Annotated in this window: 16 protein-coding genes; 4 read left to right on the forward strand and 12 right to left on the reverse strand. The window is 45.8% G+C overall.

What is annotated here, in order from left to right; translation table 11 throughout:
• Positions 1 to 31: 31 nt before the first annotated feature.
• Both ViNHUV68_RS14890 and ViNHUV68_RS14895 read right to left on the reverse strand, forming a co-directional pair.
• Positions 32 to 1,015 (reverse strand): chemotaxis protein CheV, encoded by a 984-nt coding sequence (locus ViNHUV68_RS14890; protein ID WP_038173209.1) that lies wholly within the window; start codon positions 1,013 to 1,015, stop codon positions 32 to 34.
• 148 nt (positions 1,016 to 1,163) lie between these two features.
• On the reverse strand, positions 1,164 to 2,129 hold the full coding sequence (locus ViNHUV68_RS14895; RefSeq protein ID WP_038173210.1) for an ABC transporter substrate-binding protein: 966 nt from the start codon (positions 2,127 to 2,129) through the stop codon (positions 1,164 to 1,166).
• A 113-nt stretch (positions 2,130 to 2,242) separates the two neighbouring features.
• On the opposite strand from ViNHUV68_RS14895, the gene ViNHUV68_RS14900 reads away from it, so the two are divergent.
• On the forward strand, positions 2,243 to 4,180 hold the full coding sequence (locus ViNHUV68_RS14900) for an ATP-binding protein (RefSeq protein WP_391091264.1): 1,938 nt from the start codon (positions 2,243 to 2,245) through the stop codon (positions 4,178 to 4,180).
• Between the two features lie 18 nt (positions 4,181 to 4,198).
• On the opposite strand, the gene ViNHUV68_RS14905 is transcribed toward ViNHUV68_RS14900, so the two are convergent.
• From ViNHUV68_RS14905 to rbsD, 6 genes are all read right to left on the reverse strand, one after another.
• Entirely contained in the window at positions 4,199 to 5,221 is a 1,023-nt protein-coding gene (locus ViNHUV68_RS14905; protein ID WP_038173212.1) for a substrate-binding domain-containing protein, read from the reverse strand.
• 28 nt (positions 5,222 to 5,249) lie between these two features.
• Positions 5,250 to 6,170, reverse strand: a complete 921-nt coding sequence (rbsK, locus tag ViNHUV68_RS14910) for a ribokinase (protein WP_391091266.1) — start codon at positions 6,168 to 6,170, stop codon at positions 5,250 to 5,252.
• Between the two features lie 136 nt (positions 6,171 to 6,306).
• Positions 6,307 to 7,185: a ribose ABC transporter substrate-binding protein RbsB gene (rbsB, locus tag ViNHUV68_RS14915; protein WP_038173214.1), complete on the reverse strand. Its 879-nt coding sequence runs from the start codon at positions 7,183 to 7,185 to the stop codon at positions 6,307 to 6,309.
• A 72-nt stretch (positions 7,186 to 7,257) separates the two neighbouring features.
• Positions 7,258 to 8,241, reverse strand: a complete 984-nt coding sequence (gene rbsC / locus ViNHUV68_RS14920; RefSeq protein ID WP_038173216.1) for a ribose ABC transporter permease — start codon at positions 8,239 to 8,241, stop codon at positions 7,258 to 7,260.
• Entirely contained in the window at positions 8,238 to 9,743 is a 1,506-nt protein-coding gene (gene rbsA / locus ViNHUV68_RS14925; protein WP_391091269.1) for a ribose ABC transporter ATP-binding protein RbsA, read from the reverse strand. Before rbsA ends, rbsC begins: the two co-directional genes overlap by 4 nt.
• Before the next feature lie 24 nt (positions 9,744 to 9,767).
• Positions 9,768 to 10,187, reverse strand: coding sequence for a D-ribose pyranase (gene rbsD / locus ViNHUV68_RS14930; RefSeq protein ID WP_038173564.1), 420 nt, complete (start codon positions 10,185 to 10,187; stop codon positions 9,768 to 9,770).
• Between the two features lie 306 nt (positions 10,188 to 10,493).
• Between rbsD and ViNHUV68_RS14935 the strand changes: the two genes are divergently transcribed.
• The gene (locus tag ViNHUV68_RS14935) at positions 10,494 to 10,757 is read left to right on the forward strand and encodes a DUF3012 domain-containing protein (protein ID WP_038173218.1); all 264 of its coding nucleotides are present in this window, start codon (positions 10,494 to 10,496) and stop codon (positions 10,755 to 10,757) included.
• Positions 10,758 to 10,824: 67 nt separating this feature from the next.
• On the opposite strand, the gene ViNHUV68_RS14940 is transcribed toward ViNHUV68_RS14935, so the two are convergent.
• From ViNHUV68_RS14940 to ViNHUV68_RS14955, 4 genes are all read right to left on the reverse strand, one after another.
• On the reverse strand, positions 10,825 to 11,493 hold the full coding sequence (locus tag ViNHUV68_RS14940) for a LuxR C-terminal-related transcriptional regulator (RefSeq protein WP_391091272.1): 669 nt from the start codon (positions 11,491 to 11,493) through the stop codon (positions 10,825 to 10,827).
• Between the two features lie 156 nt (positions 11,494 to 11,649).
• Complete coding sequence (locus ViNHUV68_RS14945; RefSeq protein WP_391091275.1) at positions 11,650 to 12,657, reverse strand: trypsin-like serine protease; 1,008 nt, start codon at positions 12,655 to 12,657, stop codon at positions 11,650 to 11,652.
• A 168-nt stretch (positions 12,658 to 12,825) separates the two neighbouring features.
• A complete protein-coding gene (gene gcvT / locus ViNHUV68_RS14950; protein ID WP_391091276.1) occupies positions 12,826 to 13,944 on the reverse strand; it encodes a glycine cleavage system aminomethyltransferase GcvT in 1,119 nt (372 codons plus the stop codon).
• A 258-nt stretch (positions 13,945 to 14,202) separates the two neighbouring features.
• Positions 14,203 to 14,826: a helix-turn-helix domain-containing protein gene (locus ViNHUV68_RS14955; RefSeq protein WP_100751789.1), complete on the reverse strand. Its 624-nt coding sequence runs from the start codon at positions 14,824 to 14,826 to the stop codon at positions 14,203 to 14,205.
• 372 nt (positions 14,827 to 15,198) lie between these two features.
• Here ViNHUV68_RS14955 and ViNHUV68_RS14960 point away from each other — a divergent pair, with 372 nt between their 5' ends.
• A complete protein-coding gene (locus ViNHUV68_RS14960; RefSeq protein WP_038173223.1) occupies positions 15,199 to 16,494 on the forward strand; it encodes a serine hydroxymethyltransferase in 1,296 nt (431 codons plus the stop codon).
• Between the two features lie 35 nt (positions 16,495 to 16,529).
• Complete coding sequence (gene gcvH, locus ViNHUV68_RS14965; protein ID WP_038173225.1) at positions 16,530 to 16,910, forward strand: glycine cleavage system protein GcvH; 381 nt, start codon at positions 16,530 to 16,532, stop codon at positions 16,908 to 16,910.
• Positions 16,911 to 17,001: the final 91 nt, after the last annotated feature.

Below are 17,001 nucleotides of genomic sequence, written 5' to 3' on the forward strand. Positions count from 1 at the left end.
TGCGTATCCTTTTTTTATGGTGGAAACAAATTTATTCGTTTTTAGCAAAGATGTACTTATCCATTAAGGTTACCATTCGGCCAATCTCTGGTTTGGTAATCGTATCGTTAGCACCCAACGCTAAGGCTTTGGTACGGTTATCTTCACTCATCAATGATGAAAACATGACGATAGGCATTACCGAATAAGCGTCACTTTCACGCAGACGTTTCACTAAGTGCATACCATCCATGCGTGGCATCTCAACGTCCGTAACCACACCGTCAATAAACTCACTGATTGGCATATTCTCTTCTTTTGCCACTTCAATAAGGCTCATCAATTTGTCGTGTGCTTCACCACCATCTTTACACGCGATAACGTTGTAACCTGCAGAACTTAAAGTGTCTTGGATCATTGAACGAATGAATGCTGAGTCATCAACCACCATTACCGTCTTCGCGTTACGTTTAGTGATCATACGCTGATTCAGATCTACTGATTTGTCGACGGTCACATCGTATTTTTCCATACTCAATTCTGGGTTGATGTCGGCAATGATCTTCTCGAAATCCAGAATCATGATCAGGTTGCCATCTTTACGGACAACGGCGACAACACAATCTTGCTCACCCGCTTCTAAGAATTGGCTTGGCGATTCAACATCGTTCCACGAGATACGGTGAATACGGCTTATGCTATCGATAAGAAAACCGTTGGTCATGTTGTTAAAATCGGTCACGATCACAAACTTACGCTTTAAGTCTTTGTTGGTCGGAACGTCAAGCCAACCTGCCAAATCGACTAAAGGCGTTAAGACATCTCGCGAAGAAAAAACCCCCACCATATGTGGCTGCGCATTCGGATAATCTGTCGTTTCAGGGACCTGAATGACTTCACGTACCTTGGCGACATTTATTCCGTAATAACAGGTTTTTTTGCTTCCATCAGCAAGCTCTTTCACTAGGTGAAACTCAATGATTTCTAGCTCATTGGTACCACTCTCCGTCAATATCGTACTACTTGATCCGCTCATAATTCTTCTTTCTTAGTTTGATCACAACATATTATCGTCAATAGTCGCTGATACTTTTGTTCTTTTTAACTGTAAAGCAAAAGTTTGTAAATCGAATAGACCGCGTTACTTCAAAGTTCTGCTTTTCTTCAATCAAATTACCCGCAAACTACTCAATCGCTTGCCAATGGTAAGGCATATTCAATCCCCATCGCTGGAATTCTTTGCGCGAATAGATCGCTTGCCCTTGATTATCCGTCACGATAGGAATAATCGGTTCGTGCCCGGTTTGAATGATCTCATTGACAAGATTAGCGGCGCGTACACCCTGACTACGCCCAAATAAAACCACACCACCAGCCGCTTTATTCTCTCCTACTGCAAAATCCCAGAAAGCAAAAATCGGTAACGGTGAATGGCGGTTCGTCCATGAGATGACCTCTGTAGCAGCCACATTATTGCCCTCTTCATCGACGAGTGTTTGATACAAGCCGACAATAATGACACTGAAACCTGCTTGTTTTGCATTAAGGACTTGCTGCTGCCATTGTGCCATCGTTTCTATCGCTTCAATATCAACGTCAATCCCCAGATTGTTTTTAATTAAACGGTACTGCTTTTCTATATAGTCTTTAGCAATCTTCGACGTCACACCAGAATCAAACAAAATTCGAACCGCAAACGACTCACTAGCAAATAGGCGGCGAAGTTCACCCAGAGATTTGACAAACGATGGTCGCTCTAATACTCCCGTCACCTTCGCTTGACCGCGATATTGCGTCAATAACGCTCGCGGGTTGGCATTAATCCCAAGAAAAACAATAGAGATAGGTTGTTGATACAACTTCGGCAATAGGTAATTCAATGCGTTGTCATCGCCCAAAATCACAATCTCTGGCTGGTACTGTTGGTAGACCGCAAAGGCTTTGTCAGCTTGAGCTTGGTGTTTTTCTACAGGAAGCCGTTTGGTGTCCATTTGATAGGTCATCAGCTCCACACCTGGTTCAAGGGTTTCGGTCAACCCTTGAACATAGCTAGCGTCCCACGGGTACTCCGAGTGATAGCTTTCTATTAAAAGTACTTTTGTCGCCCAAACCGGTGACGCAAATAACAGCCATATCCAGATCCAACGCATCGCACCGCTCCCACTAAGGTATGAATTGAGTGTAGTTGGCTTAGCGTAACTCTCCAACTCTGAGCGCACTCAATATTTGTTTAATGACTATACTGATAAAAACGAGGAAATTTATGAGCCGCAGCAAAGACATTGAAGATTGCCATGATAATCCACTCTATAGCCGCATAGGGCGGCGTATTATCTTAATCATGGTTTTGCTCAGTGGCGCCATCACTGTCTTTACTACGTTATTACAACTTTCGTGGGACTATACTCATGAGTTCGGTGCCGTCGAACAACGGCAACTGGAAGTACGCGATATTCACGCCCCCTTGATAGCCTCTGCACTGTGGAATTTTGATCTTGTCACGCTACAACAAGAACTCGATGGTTTAGTCAATCTACCGAAACTCGACTATTTACGTGTCACCAGTGATGATTACCAATTCGAGTCAGGCCAATCCGTTACTGAACATGCGATTACACAACAATATAGCCTACTCTATCACCACCCCAACTCTTCTCTCGTCGAGTCAATCGGAACTATTTTTATTCAAACCGACGCGAAGGAAATATACGACTACCTTATCACGCAGGCAATTTACACTCTGTTTTTAAACGCAGCCAAAACACTGCTTGTCTGTTATCTGGTGCTTATGGTCTTTCACAAAAGCGTCAACCAACGAATTTTTGCTATCGCTCAATACCTAAGAAAATACAACCCTCGTCACCCTAAGGAGCCTTTAACCCTTGAGCATCATGCCTGGATAACCGAGAAGCAGGATGAACTTGATTGGCTTGGAGATGAGACCAACAAAATCACACAAAATGTCACACTGCTTTATAACAGCATTAAGCAAGAACGAGAGAGGTTCCATGAGTTCGCCCACATCTCTTCCGATTGGTTGTGGGAAACCAATGCGTTAGGTGAGTTAGTTTACTGCTCTGAAAGCATGCAAGAAGCGCTAGAAGTTCAGCCCGACACCAAGCCACAACTGAGATCGATCCCTGCCCTCGTTGATTGTGAAGCATTACTGCAATATTTAGCGCGCCAAGGTGACTTTAGTCGTTGTGAAGTGAGTTTGACCCTGCACAGCATCACGCACTACCTGTTATTTCAAGCCAAGGCCCGTTTTGACGACAGCCATTTCATCGGCTTTCGCGGTACCGCGCTCAATATTACTGAGCTTAAGCTAACCCAAATCGAGCTAGAGCAATTCAATCAATCACTCGAACATACGGTGGCGGTACGGACATTGGATCTTAAACAGAGTATGGAACAACTGCAGCGCACCCAAGACAAACTGATCGAATCTGAAAAGCTCGCCGCCCTCGGAGGCTTAGTCGCAGGCGTTGCCCATGAGGTCAACACCCCTCTCGGCATCGCGGTGACCGCCACCTCAGTGATTCAAGAGACCGTCAATCAAGCGAAACACGCTTTTGCTACACAAACGCTGACCAGTGATCAATTTGAATCGTTAATGGCAACACTGAGTGAAAGCCATTCGATGTTAGAGCACAACCTCAATCGCGCCGCAAAACTGGTACGCGACTTTAAGCAAACCGCGGTTGATCAAGTGTCTGAAAGTCGCAGCAATTTTAACGTCTATCAAGTTCTCGACGCACTGTTGGCTAGCCTTCACCCAGAGACACGCAAAGTGCCCGTCATACCGCGTATTGAGGGCGATACGTCAATAACCATGAGTAGCTTGTCGGGCGTACTAACTCAGGTGATTTCGAACCTAATCATGAACAGCATTAATCATGCGTTTGAACACCAAAACGAACCCAAGATTGTAATTGAACTAAGACAGCAAGATGAAGACGTTATCGTCGAATACCGTGACAATGGCGCTGGCGTTGACGCATCACTACATCAAAAGATTTTTGAACCTTTTTATACCAGTAAACGAGGCATGGGCGGTTCAGGATTAGGATTGAATTTGGTGTTCAATTTGGTACATAAAAAACTGAAAGGGCAATTGCACTTTGATTCACAGCCAAACAACGGGGTTCACTTTACCTTTACTTTACCGCGCACCCTGCCAACTGACTTAGACGATGAATAAGTGATAGAGGGTGGCGGTCTATTTCGCGCCGTTTGCAGTGTTCAAACGCTTGACGGTCGAGCGCTCAACTAAGGTCGGTTCTAATTGAACAATCTGTGCTTCACACAGCGCATCCGCCAGCTTTTTTAACACCGCTTCAACTGCCGCTTTACCGAGGCGATACTTAGGTTGGTGAATGGTGGTGAGTGAGGGAGTCATAAATTTGGCAATATGGATATCATCATAACCAATAATCGAAAGCTGTTCCGGGATAGCAACCCCTTTCTCATTGGCCGCGTTGATAACACCCAGTGCCATCATGTCGTTACAAACGAAGACAGCGCTCGGTAACGGTCCATTTTGATACATTTTATTGAACGCTTCGTAGCCACCTTCACATTCAAAATCAGATTCAATGATCCAATCTGAATTGAAGTTTAGTCCGACCTCATTTAACGCGCGTTTGTAACCCTCGTAGCGCATTTGAGCCTGATGCTTGACCAACGGCCCAGTAATACAGCCAATATCTGTGTGGCCGTTATCAATCAAGTGTTTGGCGGCCAAATAACCACCACGCAACGAGTTATCTTGAATTTTGTCACTGGTAAACAACATTGGTCCCCAATCCATCACCACCACAGGGATGTCAGGGTATTGTTCAAACACTTCGATACGTTCGCCCTCAAGCGAGGAACACATCAAAATCAATCCATCGACCCGCTTTTGTAGCAAGGTGTTGATTGACTCACGCATCCGAAGGTTATCACCTTCGGTATTGCACAGAATAAGATTGTAACCTTGCTGATAACAACTACGTTCAACCCCTTTGACCACTTCGCCAAAAAATGGGTTGGTTGAAGTGGTCACCAACATACCAATCGTTTTGGTACGATTCACTTTTAAGCTGCGCGCCAACGCTGAAGGACGATAGTTTAGCTCCTGAGCCGCTTGGTTTACTCGCTGAGAAATCTCTTCACTGACAAAACGAGATTTATTGATGACATGGCTCACCGTAGAGGTCGAGACTTGCGCCAGTCTCGCAATATCTTTCATTGTCGCCATGTTACTTACTCCGCATATGTGCTGTCAGTTAACTGTGCTCAGCTAAAAACGCATCGACTTCTTGACGTGATGGGATTGAGGTTTGAGCCCCAAAACGCGTCACCGAGATAGCCGCGGCAGCATGAGCAAACTTAATTGCTGATTCTAAAGGCAAATCCTCAAGTAAACCAGTGACCAATGCCCCATTAAAAGTATCGCCCGCTGCGGTGGTGTCTGTCACATCGACCTTAAAACCTTCAATCAATTGACCACGACCGTTCTGGCTAAGCCACACCCCTTTCGCGCCAAGCGTAATCATCACGATTTCAATGCCTTTTTGATGCAGTGCATTCGCCGCTTGTTGCGCACTGTCATTGTCACTGACCGTGATCCCCGTTAGCACTTCGGCTTCGGTTTCATTGGGCGTAATCACATCTACGCAAGCGAGAAGTGTATCAGACAACGTGTGCGCGGGTGCTGGGTTTAGAATCACGTTGGTACGCGCTTGCTTTGCCACTTGTGCGGCCTTTTCAATGCCACACATCGGCGTTTCAAGCTGCATCAACAAGTACTTGGCTTGGCGAATCGACTCTAAGTCAGGCTCAAGAGTCTCAGCCGTCAGCTTGGCGTTCGCTTCTGCTGAAATGCAAATGCTGTTTTCACCGCTATCTGATACCTGGATCATCGCAATCCCTGTTGGGCAATTGGGCACCATTTTCACACCGGCGATATTGATGTTATCCATTTTGAAATTTTCACGAATGTTGATGCCAAACGCGTCATCACCCACACAGGCAATAAAACCGGCATCGGCGTTTAATCGCGCCGCCGCAACTGCTTGATTGGCACCTTTACCACCCGGAATAACTTGATAGTTACGACCATGCAACGTCTCGCCTGGGCGAGGGAAAGAAGGCACTTGCAGAACATGGTCAGCGTTAACACTACCTAAAACCACTAACTTATTCATAAGGTTGTCCTCGGCTCGATTGAGCCCAATAGATGTGAACAGGAGAAATAGTGATGTGCTCTGCGACAAAACACATGGCTATTGGCCCTCCTTACCGAAATCACAAATTAAAACGGCAAGGAGGACAAATTATGGCTTACTCAGTAATCACTTTAAGAGGTACTGGGATGTACTCTTCTACTGCCATGCCTTTAAGCACTTGGTCAGCCGTTTCAATGCCTAGCGCACCAATCAGGTCTGGTTGCTGAGCAATGGTCGCTGATAATTTGCCACGTTTAACGGCTGCAATACCGTCGTCGGTACCATCAAAGCCAACAATCATCACATCTTTGCCCGACGCTTGTACTGCGCGCAGTGCGCCCAATGCCATCTCATCGTTTTGTGCGAAGACTGCTTGGACATCTGGGTTGGCCGCCAGTAGGTTTTCCATCACGTTAAGACCTTTGGTACGGTCAAAATCAGCAGGTTGGCTGGCTAGCACATCCATCTCGCTGCCTTTAACCGCGTTCATGAAACCTTCACCACGCTCACGTGCCGCTGAGGTTCCTGCGATACCTTCCAGTTGAATGACTTTCGCTTTCATGCCGACTTTTTCAACAATGTAGTTACCCGCCATTTCGCCACCAACCACGTTGTCAGATGCGATATGACTGACAACTTCACCACGGCTGGCACCACGGTCTAAAGTCAGTACAGGGATGTTTGAGCGGTTTGCCATACGAATCGCATTAGACACAGCGTCAGAATCTGTTGGGTTAATCAAAATGGCTTTCACACCACGAACTGTCAGATCTTCGATGTTCGAAAGTTCTTTGCTCGGATCATTTTGTGAATCAAGTACAATAAGCTCATAACCAAGTTCTTTCGCTTTCGCCTCTGCACCATCTTTCATCGTGACAAAAAATGGGTTGTTTAGCGTTGACAGTACGATAGCCATCGTATCTTGCGCTTGCGCCGAAACAGAAACGGTTGAAGAAAGTAGTGCCGCAGAGATAAGAGTTGCGAGTTTTTTCATTTTCTCAGTCCTTGTGTCTTGTGTAGGGTGGGTCAAGCAACCTCACTTGACCCGTTTTAGTTTTGTTATGTTTTACTTGTTTTTGTTGTCTACCAATACCGCCAGTAAGATAACCACTGCTTTTGCGATCATTTGGAAGTAGGAGGAAACATCGAGTAGGTTCAGGGCATTGTTGAGGAAACCAATAATCAATGCACCGATCAAGGTTCCCATAATGCGACCCTTACCCCCCATCAAACTGGTACCGCCAAGTACCACCGCAGCGATAGCATCAAGCTCATAGCCCATACCAGCCGTTGGTTGCGCTGAAGACAGACGTGAAGTCACAATGATGCCCGCAAGTGCCGCTAATAAACCACAGATTGCGTAGACACCAATTTTGACACGATCCACATTGATGCCCGATAGACGCGTTGCCGATTCGTTACCGCCTAACGCATAGACGTAACGGCCAAAACGGGTGTGATTGAGTAAATACCAAACCGCAGCAAACACAATCACCATCATCCAGACAGGAACGGGAATACCTAACGCATAACCAGTACCGAACCAGGCGAACGCGTCAGCCGTGTCAGTAAAGCCTGTTGAAATAGGTCGACCATCAGTGTAGACCATAGTCACACCGCGTAGCAGGGTCATGGTCACTAACGTAGCAATGAAAGCTTGCACTTTGCCTTTGGCAATTATGATACCGCTGATGGCACCAAGAGCAGCACCGGCAATCAGCGCGGTCGGCACCGCTATCAACACTGGTACTTCAAGCCCGATCAAACTCGCGGCAAAAGCGCCACACAATGCCAGCACCGAGCCGACACTTAAATCAATACCAGCGGTTAAAATGACCAATGTCATCCCCACCGCAATGATCGCGTTGACCGATGTCTGACGCAAAATGTTGAGGATATTATCGAGCGTAAAAAAATTGGGGTTCAAAAATGAGACAACAGCAATTAACAAAAGTAACGCAATCAACGACTTTTGCTCAATTAGCCACTCTTTACTAAGCAGCTTTTTGTTGTGGGTTGGGCTTGATTTGCTCATGGTATCGATACTCATGCTGCTTCCTCGTTAATTTTTTTTCCTACGGCACAAGCAAGAAGTGTTTCTTGATCCGCGTCTTTGGCGTCAAATACACCACTGATTCGACCTTCATGCATCACCATGATGCGGTCACTCATACCTAGCACTTCAGGCATTTCCGATGAAACCAGAATAATGCTCATGCCATCGGCTTTAAATTTATTGATCAATTGATAGATTTCTTTCTTCGCTCCAACATCAACACCGCGCGTTGGCTCATCTAAAATCAACACTTTGGGTTTGGTCATCAAACCTTTCGCGATCGCAACTTTTTGTTGGTTACCCCCCGACAAGTTACCGATGATCTGCTCACGAGTTGGCGTTTTGATATTAAACAGCTTAATGAAGTCTTCGACCGCGATCGCTTCTTGATCATGCTGAATTCGGCCACCCTTGGTCAGCTTGTCTAAAGCGCATAGCGACATGTTGTCTTTAACCGACAAGCCAAGCACCAGACCTTCACCTTTGCGGTCTTCCGAAATATAGGCGATGCCGTTGGCTAATCCATCTTGAGGAGAGATAGGGTTAATGGTTTTATTGTCGAGGTTAATCACACCTCGCTCACTTGGCAGTGCGCCGTAAATCACTTTCATCAGTTCAGTACGTCCTGCGCCCATCAAGCCTGACACACCCAAGATCTCACCACGTTTGAGAGTGAAACTCACATCATGAACACCCGACCCAGTCAGGCCAACCACTTCAAGACACGTATCGCCATGGCGCACATCAATGCGTGGGTACTGCTCATCAAGTTTACGCCCCACCATCATCTCAATCAGGCCATCTTCATCAGTGTCACTGACAAGGCATTGACCAATGAACTTGCCATCGCGCAGCACAGTGATGTCATCGCAAATTTGGAATATTTCTTTTAATCGGTGCGAGATGTAAACAATGCCACACCCCTGCGCGCGCAACTCGTGAATAACGTTAAACAAAGACTCTGTTTCAGTGTCTGTCAGTGCGTCCGTAGGCTCATCCATGATGATCACTTTTGACTTGAACGACAGCGCTTTGGCAATTTCGACCATCTGCTGTTCGCCCAAGCTCAAGTCACCTAACAGGGTTTTTGAACTGTGTTTCACGTTCAGCCTAGCGAGCAACTTATCGGCTTCTGCGTGCATTTTTTGCCACTGAATCCCACCAAATGCATTGGTGAATTCACGGCCTAAGAAAATGTTCTCGGCGATGGTCAACTCGGGAATTAGGTTCAGTTCCTGATGGATAATACTGATGCCCGCTTGCTGCGAGTCACGCGGACCTTTAAACGCCGCAGGTTCACTTAGGTAGTGGATCGAGCCTGCATCTAGAGTATAAATGCCCGTCAACACTTTCATTAAGGTCGACTTACCTGCACCATTTTCGCCCATCAGCGCCATGACACGGCCTGGGTAAACATTCAGGCTCGCTTTATCTAGCGCCTTAACACCGGGAAAAGCTTTCTCAATCTCACTTAGTTGTAATATGGCTTGAGTCATAATGCTTCCTTCCTGTTGCTTCGTTTAGAAAACAACGCCAGCTTGAAATATAACGTTCGCATACGGCGTGCATTCACCGGTGCGGACAATGGCTCGGCTTTGCGCACTGCGATGTTTAAATTCGTCGTGAGAAACGTAATGAATCGCGATCTCTTTACCGATTGACTCACTCTCTAGCGCAAGTTCTCGAATCAGCGCATCGTGATGAGTCGGGCTGACCGTTTTAAACTCTTGTGCGATGATCACTCCCTCTATCTGTGACTCAGACAGAATCACTCTTACCGTTTCAAGAAATGAAGGCACCCCGTGAGTTAATGCTAAGTCAATGCGCTGAACCTGTTCAGGGATCGGTAAACCTGCATCACAGATCGTGATTTCATCGGTGTGACCCAGAGTGGCCACCAAATAGGACAGCTCTGAATTTAGTAGGGTGTGTTTTTTCATCTCATCGACCTTAAAAAATAGACGTTTGTTTAACCATGAGCGCTTCAAAAAGTACTTTTTATTCGTAGGAAACAACTCATCGAAACGTTTCGATGAAATAATAATGGCTGACTCCAAATATGCGAGCGGTCAATAACAAGAATGTGAAATGGATCTTTTTACACTGATAAACTCTCTTTTACTCAGTGATCCCTATCACCAAGTGACAAATTCATCAGCAAGTAAAATAGCCATTTTTACCCCCGCCAAACAGACTTTTTATCAAATATTGGTATAGTTGAACCAAACCACTTTAGGAATACGACAATGATGAAAACGCTATGGTCACTTAGCGCACTTGTGCTACTCAGCGCATGTCAAGATGAGATCGGTACACAAGCTTGGTGCGATAAAATGGCAGATACCACCAAGAGTGAATGGAGTGCTCAGGGAGCAATGGATTATGCTAAACATTGTGTTTTGTTAGATGCGGTTGGTAGTGAGCCGTGGTGCAATAGTTTGGAAGACAAACCTAAAGGCGACTGGAGCAGTAACGAAGCAACCAGCTACGCCAAACACTGCATTTTCTGATCGCTGAGTGAATAACAAGATCTGGCAAAATACCAGACCTTGTTAGCGATGTGAGCTATCGCGACGGTTAGGCGCGCTCTTCAAGTGAAATATTGTTGTTCGCCCACAGCAAGGCTTGCAAACGATTTTTCGCGTTAATTTTCTTGAAGATATTGTGGAGGTGGGTTTTGACGGTGTTTTCACTGACAAACAATTCATCAGCAATTTCAATGTTAGACGCACCATGGCCTAACAAACGCATAATTTCCTTCTCGCGCTTAGTGAGGTTGGCATAGGCTTTCGACGTCGTCACTGTATTTGCGCAGCGGAAATGTTCGATATAATCTTGGGCAACCTTGCGTGACAGCCACATCTCGTCTTGCATGACTTTTTCCATGCCCTTAAGCAGCAGAGGCAATTCATCATCGAGATAAAACACCCCAACCAAATTGCGCCACTTAAACAACTCACTTGATGGTGCGTCAGCTGGGCAATTAAACACGATCTCCTTAACCGAAGATTGGCTTTGCCCTTTGGCGAAGTTGTAACTCTCAAACTTGCTCTCATCAAGATAGTGATAATCGATAAGCACTAAGTCGCCTAACACTGAGTCTCCTGATACGCTATTTTGCAGCGAATCTGCTGTCACGATACTTACATGTAAATTAAGCCCTTTTTCCAATGAATCTTTTAATAATTTAGATTGCATACTCACATCAGAAATGAGTGTGACTTTGTAGATGTCATTGCTAGCCATAACGTTAACCCTGCGAAAAGAAACTTCGGGTTAAACCTATCGTTTAGTGAGGAATAGTCAACAGGTTGATTAGCGCTTTTCGTAGCAAATTAGCGAAAACATAGATAAATTTCATGAATTTAAGCTGACATTCTCATTTGTAAGAAGAGTGATGAATTACATACTAACGTGCAAACGATAGCGAAAACGCTGGTACGCAATAAGCACTAGCACCACCAGCGTCGACGTAGGTAGAGAGCCACCACCGCCACCAGATTGAGCAACCGACGATTGAGCGCCACCAGTATCATTATTGATCAGTACGCGTGTACCATCACGCACCTCTACATAAGCTTTAGGCGTTTCTAAGCCGTTGACAACACGCGATATCCAACTTTGGTAATCATACACATCGGTAAACACCGAGGTGACATTTATACTGCTGTCTCCACAGGTGGCGGGGCCAAAACTGGTGATACCGATTTGGATGTATTGCCCCCCGCTATACCAATAGACAGGGCCCCCCGAATCTCCACTGCAGGTCGCATTTTTGTAGGTGCTACCTAGTGCTCCGTCAAAACAGAGTTGGCTTGATGAAATCTGACTGCCAAACACACTTTGACAAGTGGCAGTGTCAACGTAAGTAAGAGAGGTTTGCAGCAGTTGTGTGCCACCCTCTACGCCTTCCTCAGTGTAGCCATGGCCAACGGCTTTATAATCATCGTTGGTCGCGAAAGAATTATTCACCGTGGTGTTAATGAGGTAAGAGTAATTCGAAATGACCAGAGGCGTTTCTAGTTTGATGATGGCGATATCGTTTGGCCACCGCTCTAGCTCAGAATTAACATAATTGTCTGGGTAGTAAAAAGCCTGCGCTTTGGCTTGCTGATTGGAAAGGAAGTTGCTTTCGTCTTCGAGTTGGGGCGCTACCACCGTATAGAGCATGAGGTTGTTGTCATTATAAATGCAGTGCGCGGCCGTCAATACATATTGCGAGTTAATCATAGTCGCACCGCAGTAGGCTGAGGTGCTATAGCTATTACCATTGCGATAAAAAAGACTGGCAAAGGAGGGAAAATTAGAGATGTTTGCCGTCGAGCCATTAACGATGTAGGGCTTGATATCAACGGCATTCGCGCCAAATGATAATAAGCATAACAACATCAGAGATACTAACCTACTCATACCAACATCCTAATGACAAGTTCTATTTTAAGTTTAGTTTACGTGGCGCAATAATAGATAGTTCAAATTACTGTCGTGATAAACTAACCATTGATAATTTATTCTTTTACAAAAAAACCTCTCAAATTAGAGAGGTTTACTATTTATATACCGTTTCACCGCTGCTGACTAGCCACGATAATAGCGCTGTGGCACAAATGGCATTTTCTCAACCGTCATCGGTAGCTTTTTACCACGTACATCAGCAAAAAGCTCGGTACCAATGGCGGCTAAATCGGCGCGAACATATGCCATGGACACGGGTTTGCCCGCATTTGGACCTGCAGTACCACTGGTGACAACGCCGATTTTGTTATCTTGTGCGTCAAACAGCTCTGCACCTTCACGGACTGGTGCTTTGGTTTGACCAACTAGGCCAACGCGCTTACGTGATACATCCTTAGTTTCAATTTGGTTAAGAATGATATCAGCGCCAGGGAAGCCACCTTCGCGCTCACCACCAATGCGGCGTACTTTTTGAATACCCCATAGTAGGCTCGCCTCGACAGGCGTGGTGGTTGTGTCTAAGTCATGACCATACAGGCACAAGCCACATTCCAGACGCAATGAATCGCGCGCCCCCAAACCAATCCACTCGACTTCTTGTTCTGCCGTGAGTTGTTGCGCTAGCTGTTCAGCGTGTGTGTTCGGCACTGAAATTTCATAACCATCTTCACCCGTGTAACCGCTGCGGCTGATAATACACTCCACACCCAGTAGCTCGAGCTTTTTAACATCCATAAACACCATGTCTGCGACATCAGCATTAAAACGCTTGAGCACGTCCACCGCTTTCGGTCCTTGCAGAGCAAGCAGGGCGCGATCATCAATGATCTCAAGTTCAACACCTGCTGGAAGGTGTGCTTCTAGGTGCTGGATATCTTGATCTTTACAAGCGGCGTTCACAACCACAAACAGATGGTCACCTAAGTTGGCCACCATAAGGTCATCCATAATGCCGCCTTGTTCATTGGTAAAGAAGGCATAACGCTGATTTCCATTTGGCAGATCGATAATGTCGACAGGAACGAGAGACTCAAGAAACGCGGCCGCGCCGGCACCGTGTAGACGTAACTGCCCCATATGTGACACATCAAATAGGCCAGCGGCATCACGAGTATGCAAGTGCTCTTTCTTGACACCCAACTTATATTGAACAGGCATATCGTAGCCTGCGAAAGGAACCATCTTCGCACCGGCTTCAATGTGCAATGCATGCAAAGGGGTTTTAAGTAGTTCTTGAGTCATTGTTGTCTCCGTTTAATCAGGTTCGTTTTCCATGCAAGGAAACCTTGTTTCCAATAATAAACACGAGTGGAGATAATTTGCACGATCAACGCGTTGAGAAGCATTCAAAATGTGATGTTTAACATCATATTCACATTCGTCACAGACAAAAATAAGCGCCGCCTTGGCTTCAATTCAACCAAGACGGCGCTATTTTACTGATTTAAGTTACAAAAGCAAACGGTTGCTTCCACTATCGGAAATCAACGAATCCGATGATTATTTAGCCGTCACCCACAGAATATGGGCATCTTTCTCACTGGTTGAAACCAACATATGACCCATATTCGCGTCATAATAAACGCTGTCACCTTGGTTCATTTCAACCGGTTCATAGAACTCTGAGTAGAACATAACCGAGCCAGACAGGATCAACAAAAACTCTTCACCGTCATGACGAACCCAATCACTGTACTCTTCAAAATTGCGGGCATGCACTTGGCTTTTGAACGGCATCATTTTTTTATTTGAAAGCTGTGTCGCCAACAGTTCATGTTCATACGTTGGCGTCGGATGCGGCTTTCCTTGGTCTGACTTAGTAATATCCCTGCGCCCTGTCGCCACTTTTTTTCTTGGTGGTTCAAAGAGTTGAGGCATATCTATCTGCAGGCCCATCGCAAGTTTCTGCATTGCTTGAAACGTTGGGGAAATTTGTTCGTTTTCGATTTTGCTTAACGTTGAGCGAGCGAGTCCGGTACGCTGACTGGCCTCTTCAAGGGTGATCCCTAACTTGCCACGAATTTCTTTTATACGTGGCCCTAGTTTCAGTGGCTCGATATTTTCATCAATAGACTCTTTTGCCAGAGTCAATGACGGGTACTCGTCATAGATATCTTCGGGCATGCTTCCCTCTTAAATATGTAGCTACATCCTGTGTGATTTTCATTGTGCACCAAGCGCATAGTAGAGGAAAGATACGAACAACAAATAAACCGTGCTCTCGCTAACAAAAATAGAAACCTTGTTTCCAATAGGAAATTTTTTATTGATTGTTGTTACGACAACCGCTATGTTACCAACTTGTTAGTTGTAGAGATGCGATTTCCGACGCCAAACGTTGGGTATTTTAACGCTTGGAATCGGCTTTCCCCACCATTTTGGGGTACAGAAATTCACCCTGCTCTTACGTAGATAAGAACAGTAATAAACGCAGAGCCAGCGAGAATCACTAAAGCACATAATAAGCTCGCCGGCACGAATGGAAGGTCATCTACCATGAACAAACCGTTTCAAAATCACAGTCTAGAGAATTTTTTCTCTACTAACCTTGCTGCTACAGACGACGCTGTTTTCGCCGGAATTCAGGCCGAGTTCACTCGTCAGAACGAACAAATCGAGCTTATCGCTTCAGAGAACATTGTCTCTAAAGCGGTAATGCAAGCCCAAGGCACTTGCCTGACCAACAAGTATGCAGAAGGTTACCCTGGCCGTCGTTATTACGGAGGTTGTGAACACGTTGATACGGTTGAAGCGATCGCCATTGAGCGCGCTAAGCGATTATTTAAGTGTGAATACGCAAATGTTCAATCTCATTCTGGCGCGCAAGCCAATGGTGCGGTGAAACTGGCACTACTACAACCGGGCGATACCATCTTGGGAATGTCGCTTGATGCAGGTGGCCATTTAACTCACGGTGCACGCCCTGCCCTATCGGGTAAATGGTTTAATGCCATTCAATATGGTGTTGATCGCGAAACACTAGAAATCAACTACGATGACGTGCGCGCTCTGGCTTTAGAACACAAGCCGAAAATGATCATTGCAGGCGGCAGTGCGATCCCTCGTATTATTGATTTTGCTAAGTTTCGCGCCATTGCCGACGAAGTCGATGCCATCTTAATGGTCGATATGGCGCACATCGCAGGTTTGATTGCCACCGGTGCGCACCCAAGCCCACTGCCACACGCTCACGTTGTTACTACGACAACACACAAAACGTTGCGTGGCCCTCGTGGCGGCATGATCCTGACTAACCACGAAGACATCATCAAGAAAATTAATTCCGCTGTGTTCCCTGGTCTGCAAGGTGGCCCACTAATGCACGTTATCGCAGCTAAAGCCGTTGCCTTTGGCGAAGCGCTTGGCCCTGAATTTTCAACTTATATTGATTCAGTGATCAACAACGCAAAAGTTCTCGCTGAAGTATTGCAAACTCGCGGTTGTGACATTGTGACTGGCGGAACAGATACGCACCTAATGTTGGTTGACCTTCGCCCTAAGGGCTTGAAAGGTAATCAGACCGAAGAAGCATTAGAGCGTGCAGGGATCACATGTAACAAAAACGGCATCCCGTTCGATTCAGAGAAACCTATGATTACATCAGGCATCCGTTTAGGGTCGCCTGCGGGAACAAGCCGCGGCTTTGGCGCTGAAGAATTCAAACTTATCGGTAATTGGATTGGCGACGTTCTGGATGGGTTAGTTGAAAACCCTGAAGGCAACGAAGCTGTCGAGCAACGCGTTCGCAAAGAAGTGAAACTATTGTGTGCTCGCTTCCCTCTTTACCAATAAACAATTTAATCAAAGTTATTTTTGGAGAATAAGCAATGGACAACACACTGAAGTTTGCAGATAGCCACGAGTGGGTACGTGACAACGGTGACGGTACGGTAACGATCGGTATTTCAGAACATGCACAAGAGATGCTTGGTGACGTCGTTTTCGTTGACCTTCCAGAAGTTGAAAGCGAGATAGAAGCCGGTGATAGCTTCTCACTGGTTGAGTCTGTTAAAGCCGCTTCAGATATCTACGCACCTATTACTGGTGAAATTGTAGAGATCAACGAAGAACTAGAAGATAGCCCAGAGCTTATTAACGAAGAACCTTATGAAGGCGGCTGGATTGTTAAAGTGAAGATGGCTGACCCATCTGAACTCGACAATCTAAAAGACGCAGAAGAGTACCTAAGCTCAATCGAAGACGAGTAATTAGGAACAATCGGAAAGCTGCCCCCCACTTTGGGTGGCAGCTTTTTTTCTAAGTTCGGACGTATAACCAGAGATATCAGTAACGATAGCC

Origin of the sequence: Vibrio sp. NH-UV-68, from assembly GCF_042940635.1 — a bacterium.
Taxonomy (GTDB): Bacteria; Pseudomonadota; Gammaproteobacteria; order Enterobacterales; family Vibrionaceae; genus Vibrio; species Vibrio pacinii.

Bases quoted from the DNA above. Each gene is read 5' to 3' on its own strand.
- ViNHUV68_RS14890 (WP_038173209.1), bottom strand. From the start codon at position 1,015: ATGAGCGGATCAAGTAGTACGATATTGACGGAGAGTGGTACCAATGAG.
- ViNHUV68_RS14895 (WP_038173210.1), bottom strand. From the start codon at position 2,129: ATGCGTTGGATCTGGATATGGCTGTTATTTGCGTCACCGGTTTGGGCG.
- ViNHUV68_RS14900 (WP_391091264.1), top strand. From the start codon at position 2,243: ATGAGCCGCAGCAAAGACATTGAAGATTGCCATGATAATCCACTCTAT.
- ViNHUV68_RS14905 (WP_038173212.1), bottom strand. From the start codon at position 5,221: ATGGCGACAATGAAAGATATTGCGAGACTGGCGCAAGTCTCGACCTCT.
- rbsK (WP_391091266.1), bottom strand. From the start codon at position 6,170: ATGAATAAGTTAGTGGTTTTAGGTAGTGTTAACGCTGACCATGTTCTG.
- rbsB (WP_038173214.1), bottom strand. From the start codon at position 7,185: ATGAAAAAACTCGCAACTCTTATCTCTGCGGCACTACTTTCTTCAACC.
- rbsC (WP_038173216.1), bottom strand. From the start codon at position 8,241: ATGAGTATCGATACCATGAGCAAATCAAGCCCAACCCACAACAAAAAG.
- rbsA (WP_391091269.1), bottom strand. From the start codon at position 9,743: ATGACTCAAGCCATATTACAACTAAGTGAGATTGAGAAAGCTTTTCCC.
- rbsD (WP_038173564.1), bottom strand. From the start codon at position 10,187: ATGAAAAAACACACCCTACTAAATTCAGAGCTGTCCTATTTGGTGGCC.
- ViNHUV68_RS14935 (WP_038173218.1), top strand. From the start codon at position 10,494: ATGATGAAAACGCTATGGTCACTTAGCGCACTTGTGCTACTCAGCGCA.
- ViNHUV68_RS14940 (WP_391091272.1), bottom strand. From the start codon at position 11,493: ATGGCTAGCAATGACATCTACAAAGTCACACTCATTTCTGATGTGAGT.
- ViNHUV68_RS14945 (WP_391091275.1), bottom strand. From the start codon at position 12,657: ATGAGTAGGTTAGTATCTCTGATGTTGTTATGCTTATTATCATTTGGC.
- gcvT (WP_391091276.1), bottom strand. From the start codon at position 13,944: ATGACTCAAGAACTACTTAAAACCCCTTTGCATGCATTGCACATTGAA.
- ViNHUV68_RS14955 (WP_100751789.1), bottom strand. From the start codon at position 14,826: ATGCCCGAAGATATCTATGACGAGTACCCGTCATTGACTCTGGCAAAA.
- ViNHUV68_RS14960 (WP_038173223.1), top strand. From the start codon at position 15,199: ATGAACAAACCGTTTCAAAATCACAGTCTAGAGAATTTTTTCTCTACT.
- gcvH (WP_038173225.1), top strand. From the start codon at position 16,530: ATGGACAACACACTGAAGTTTGCAGATAGCCACGAGTGGGTACGTGAC.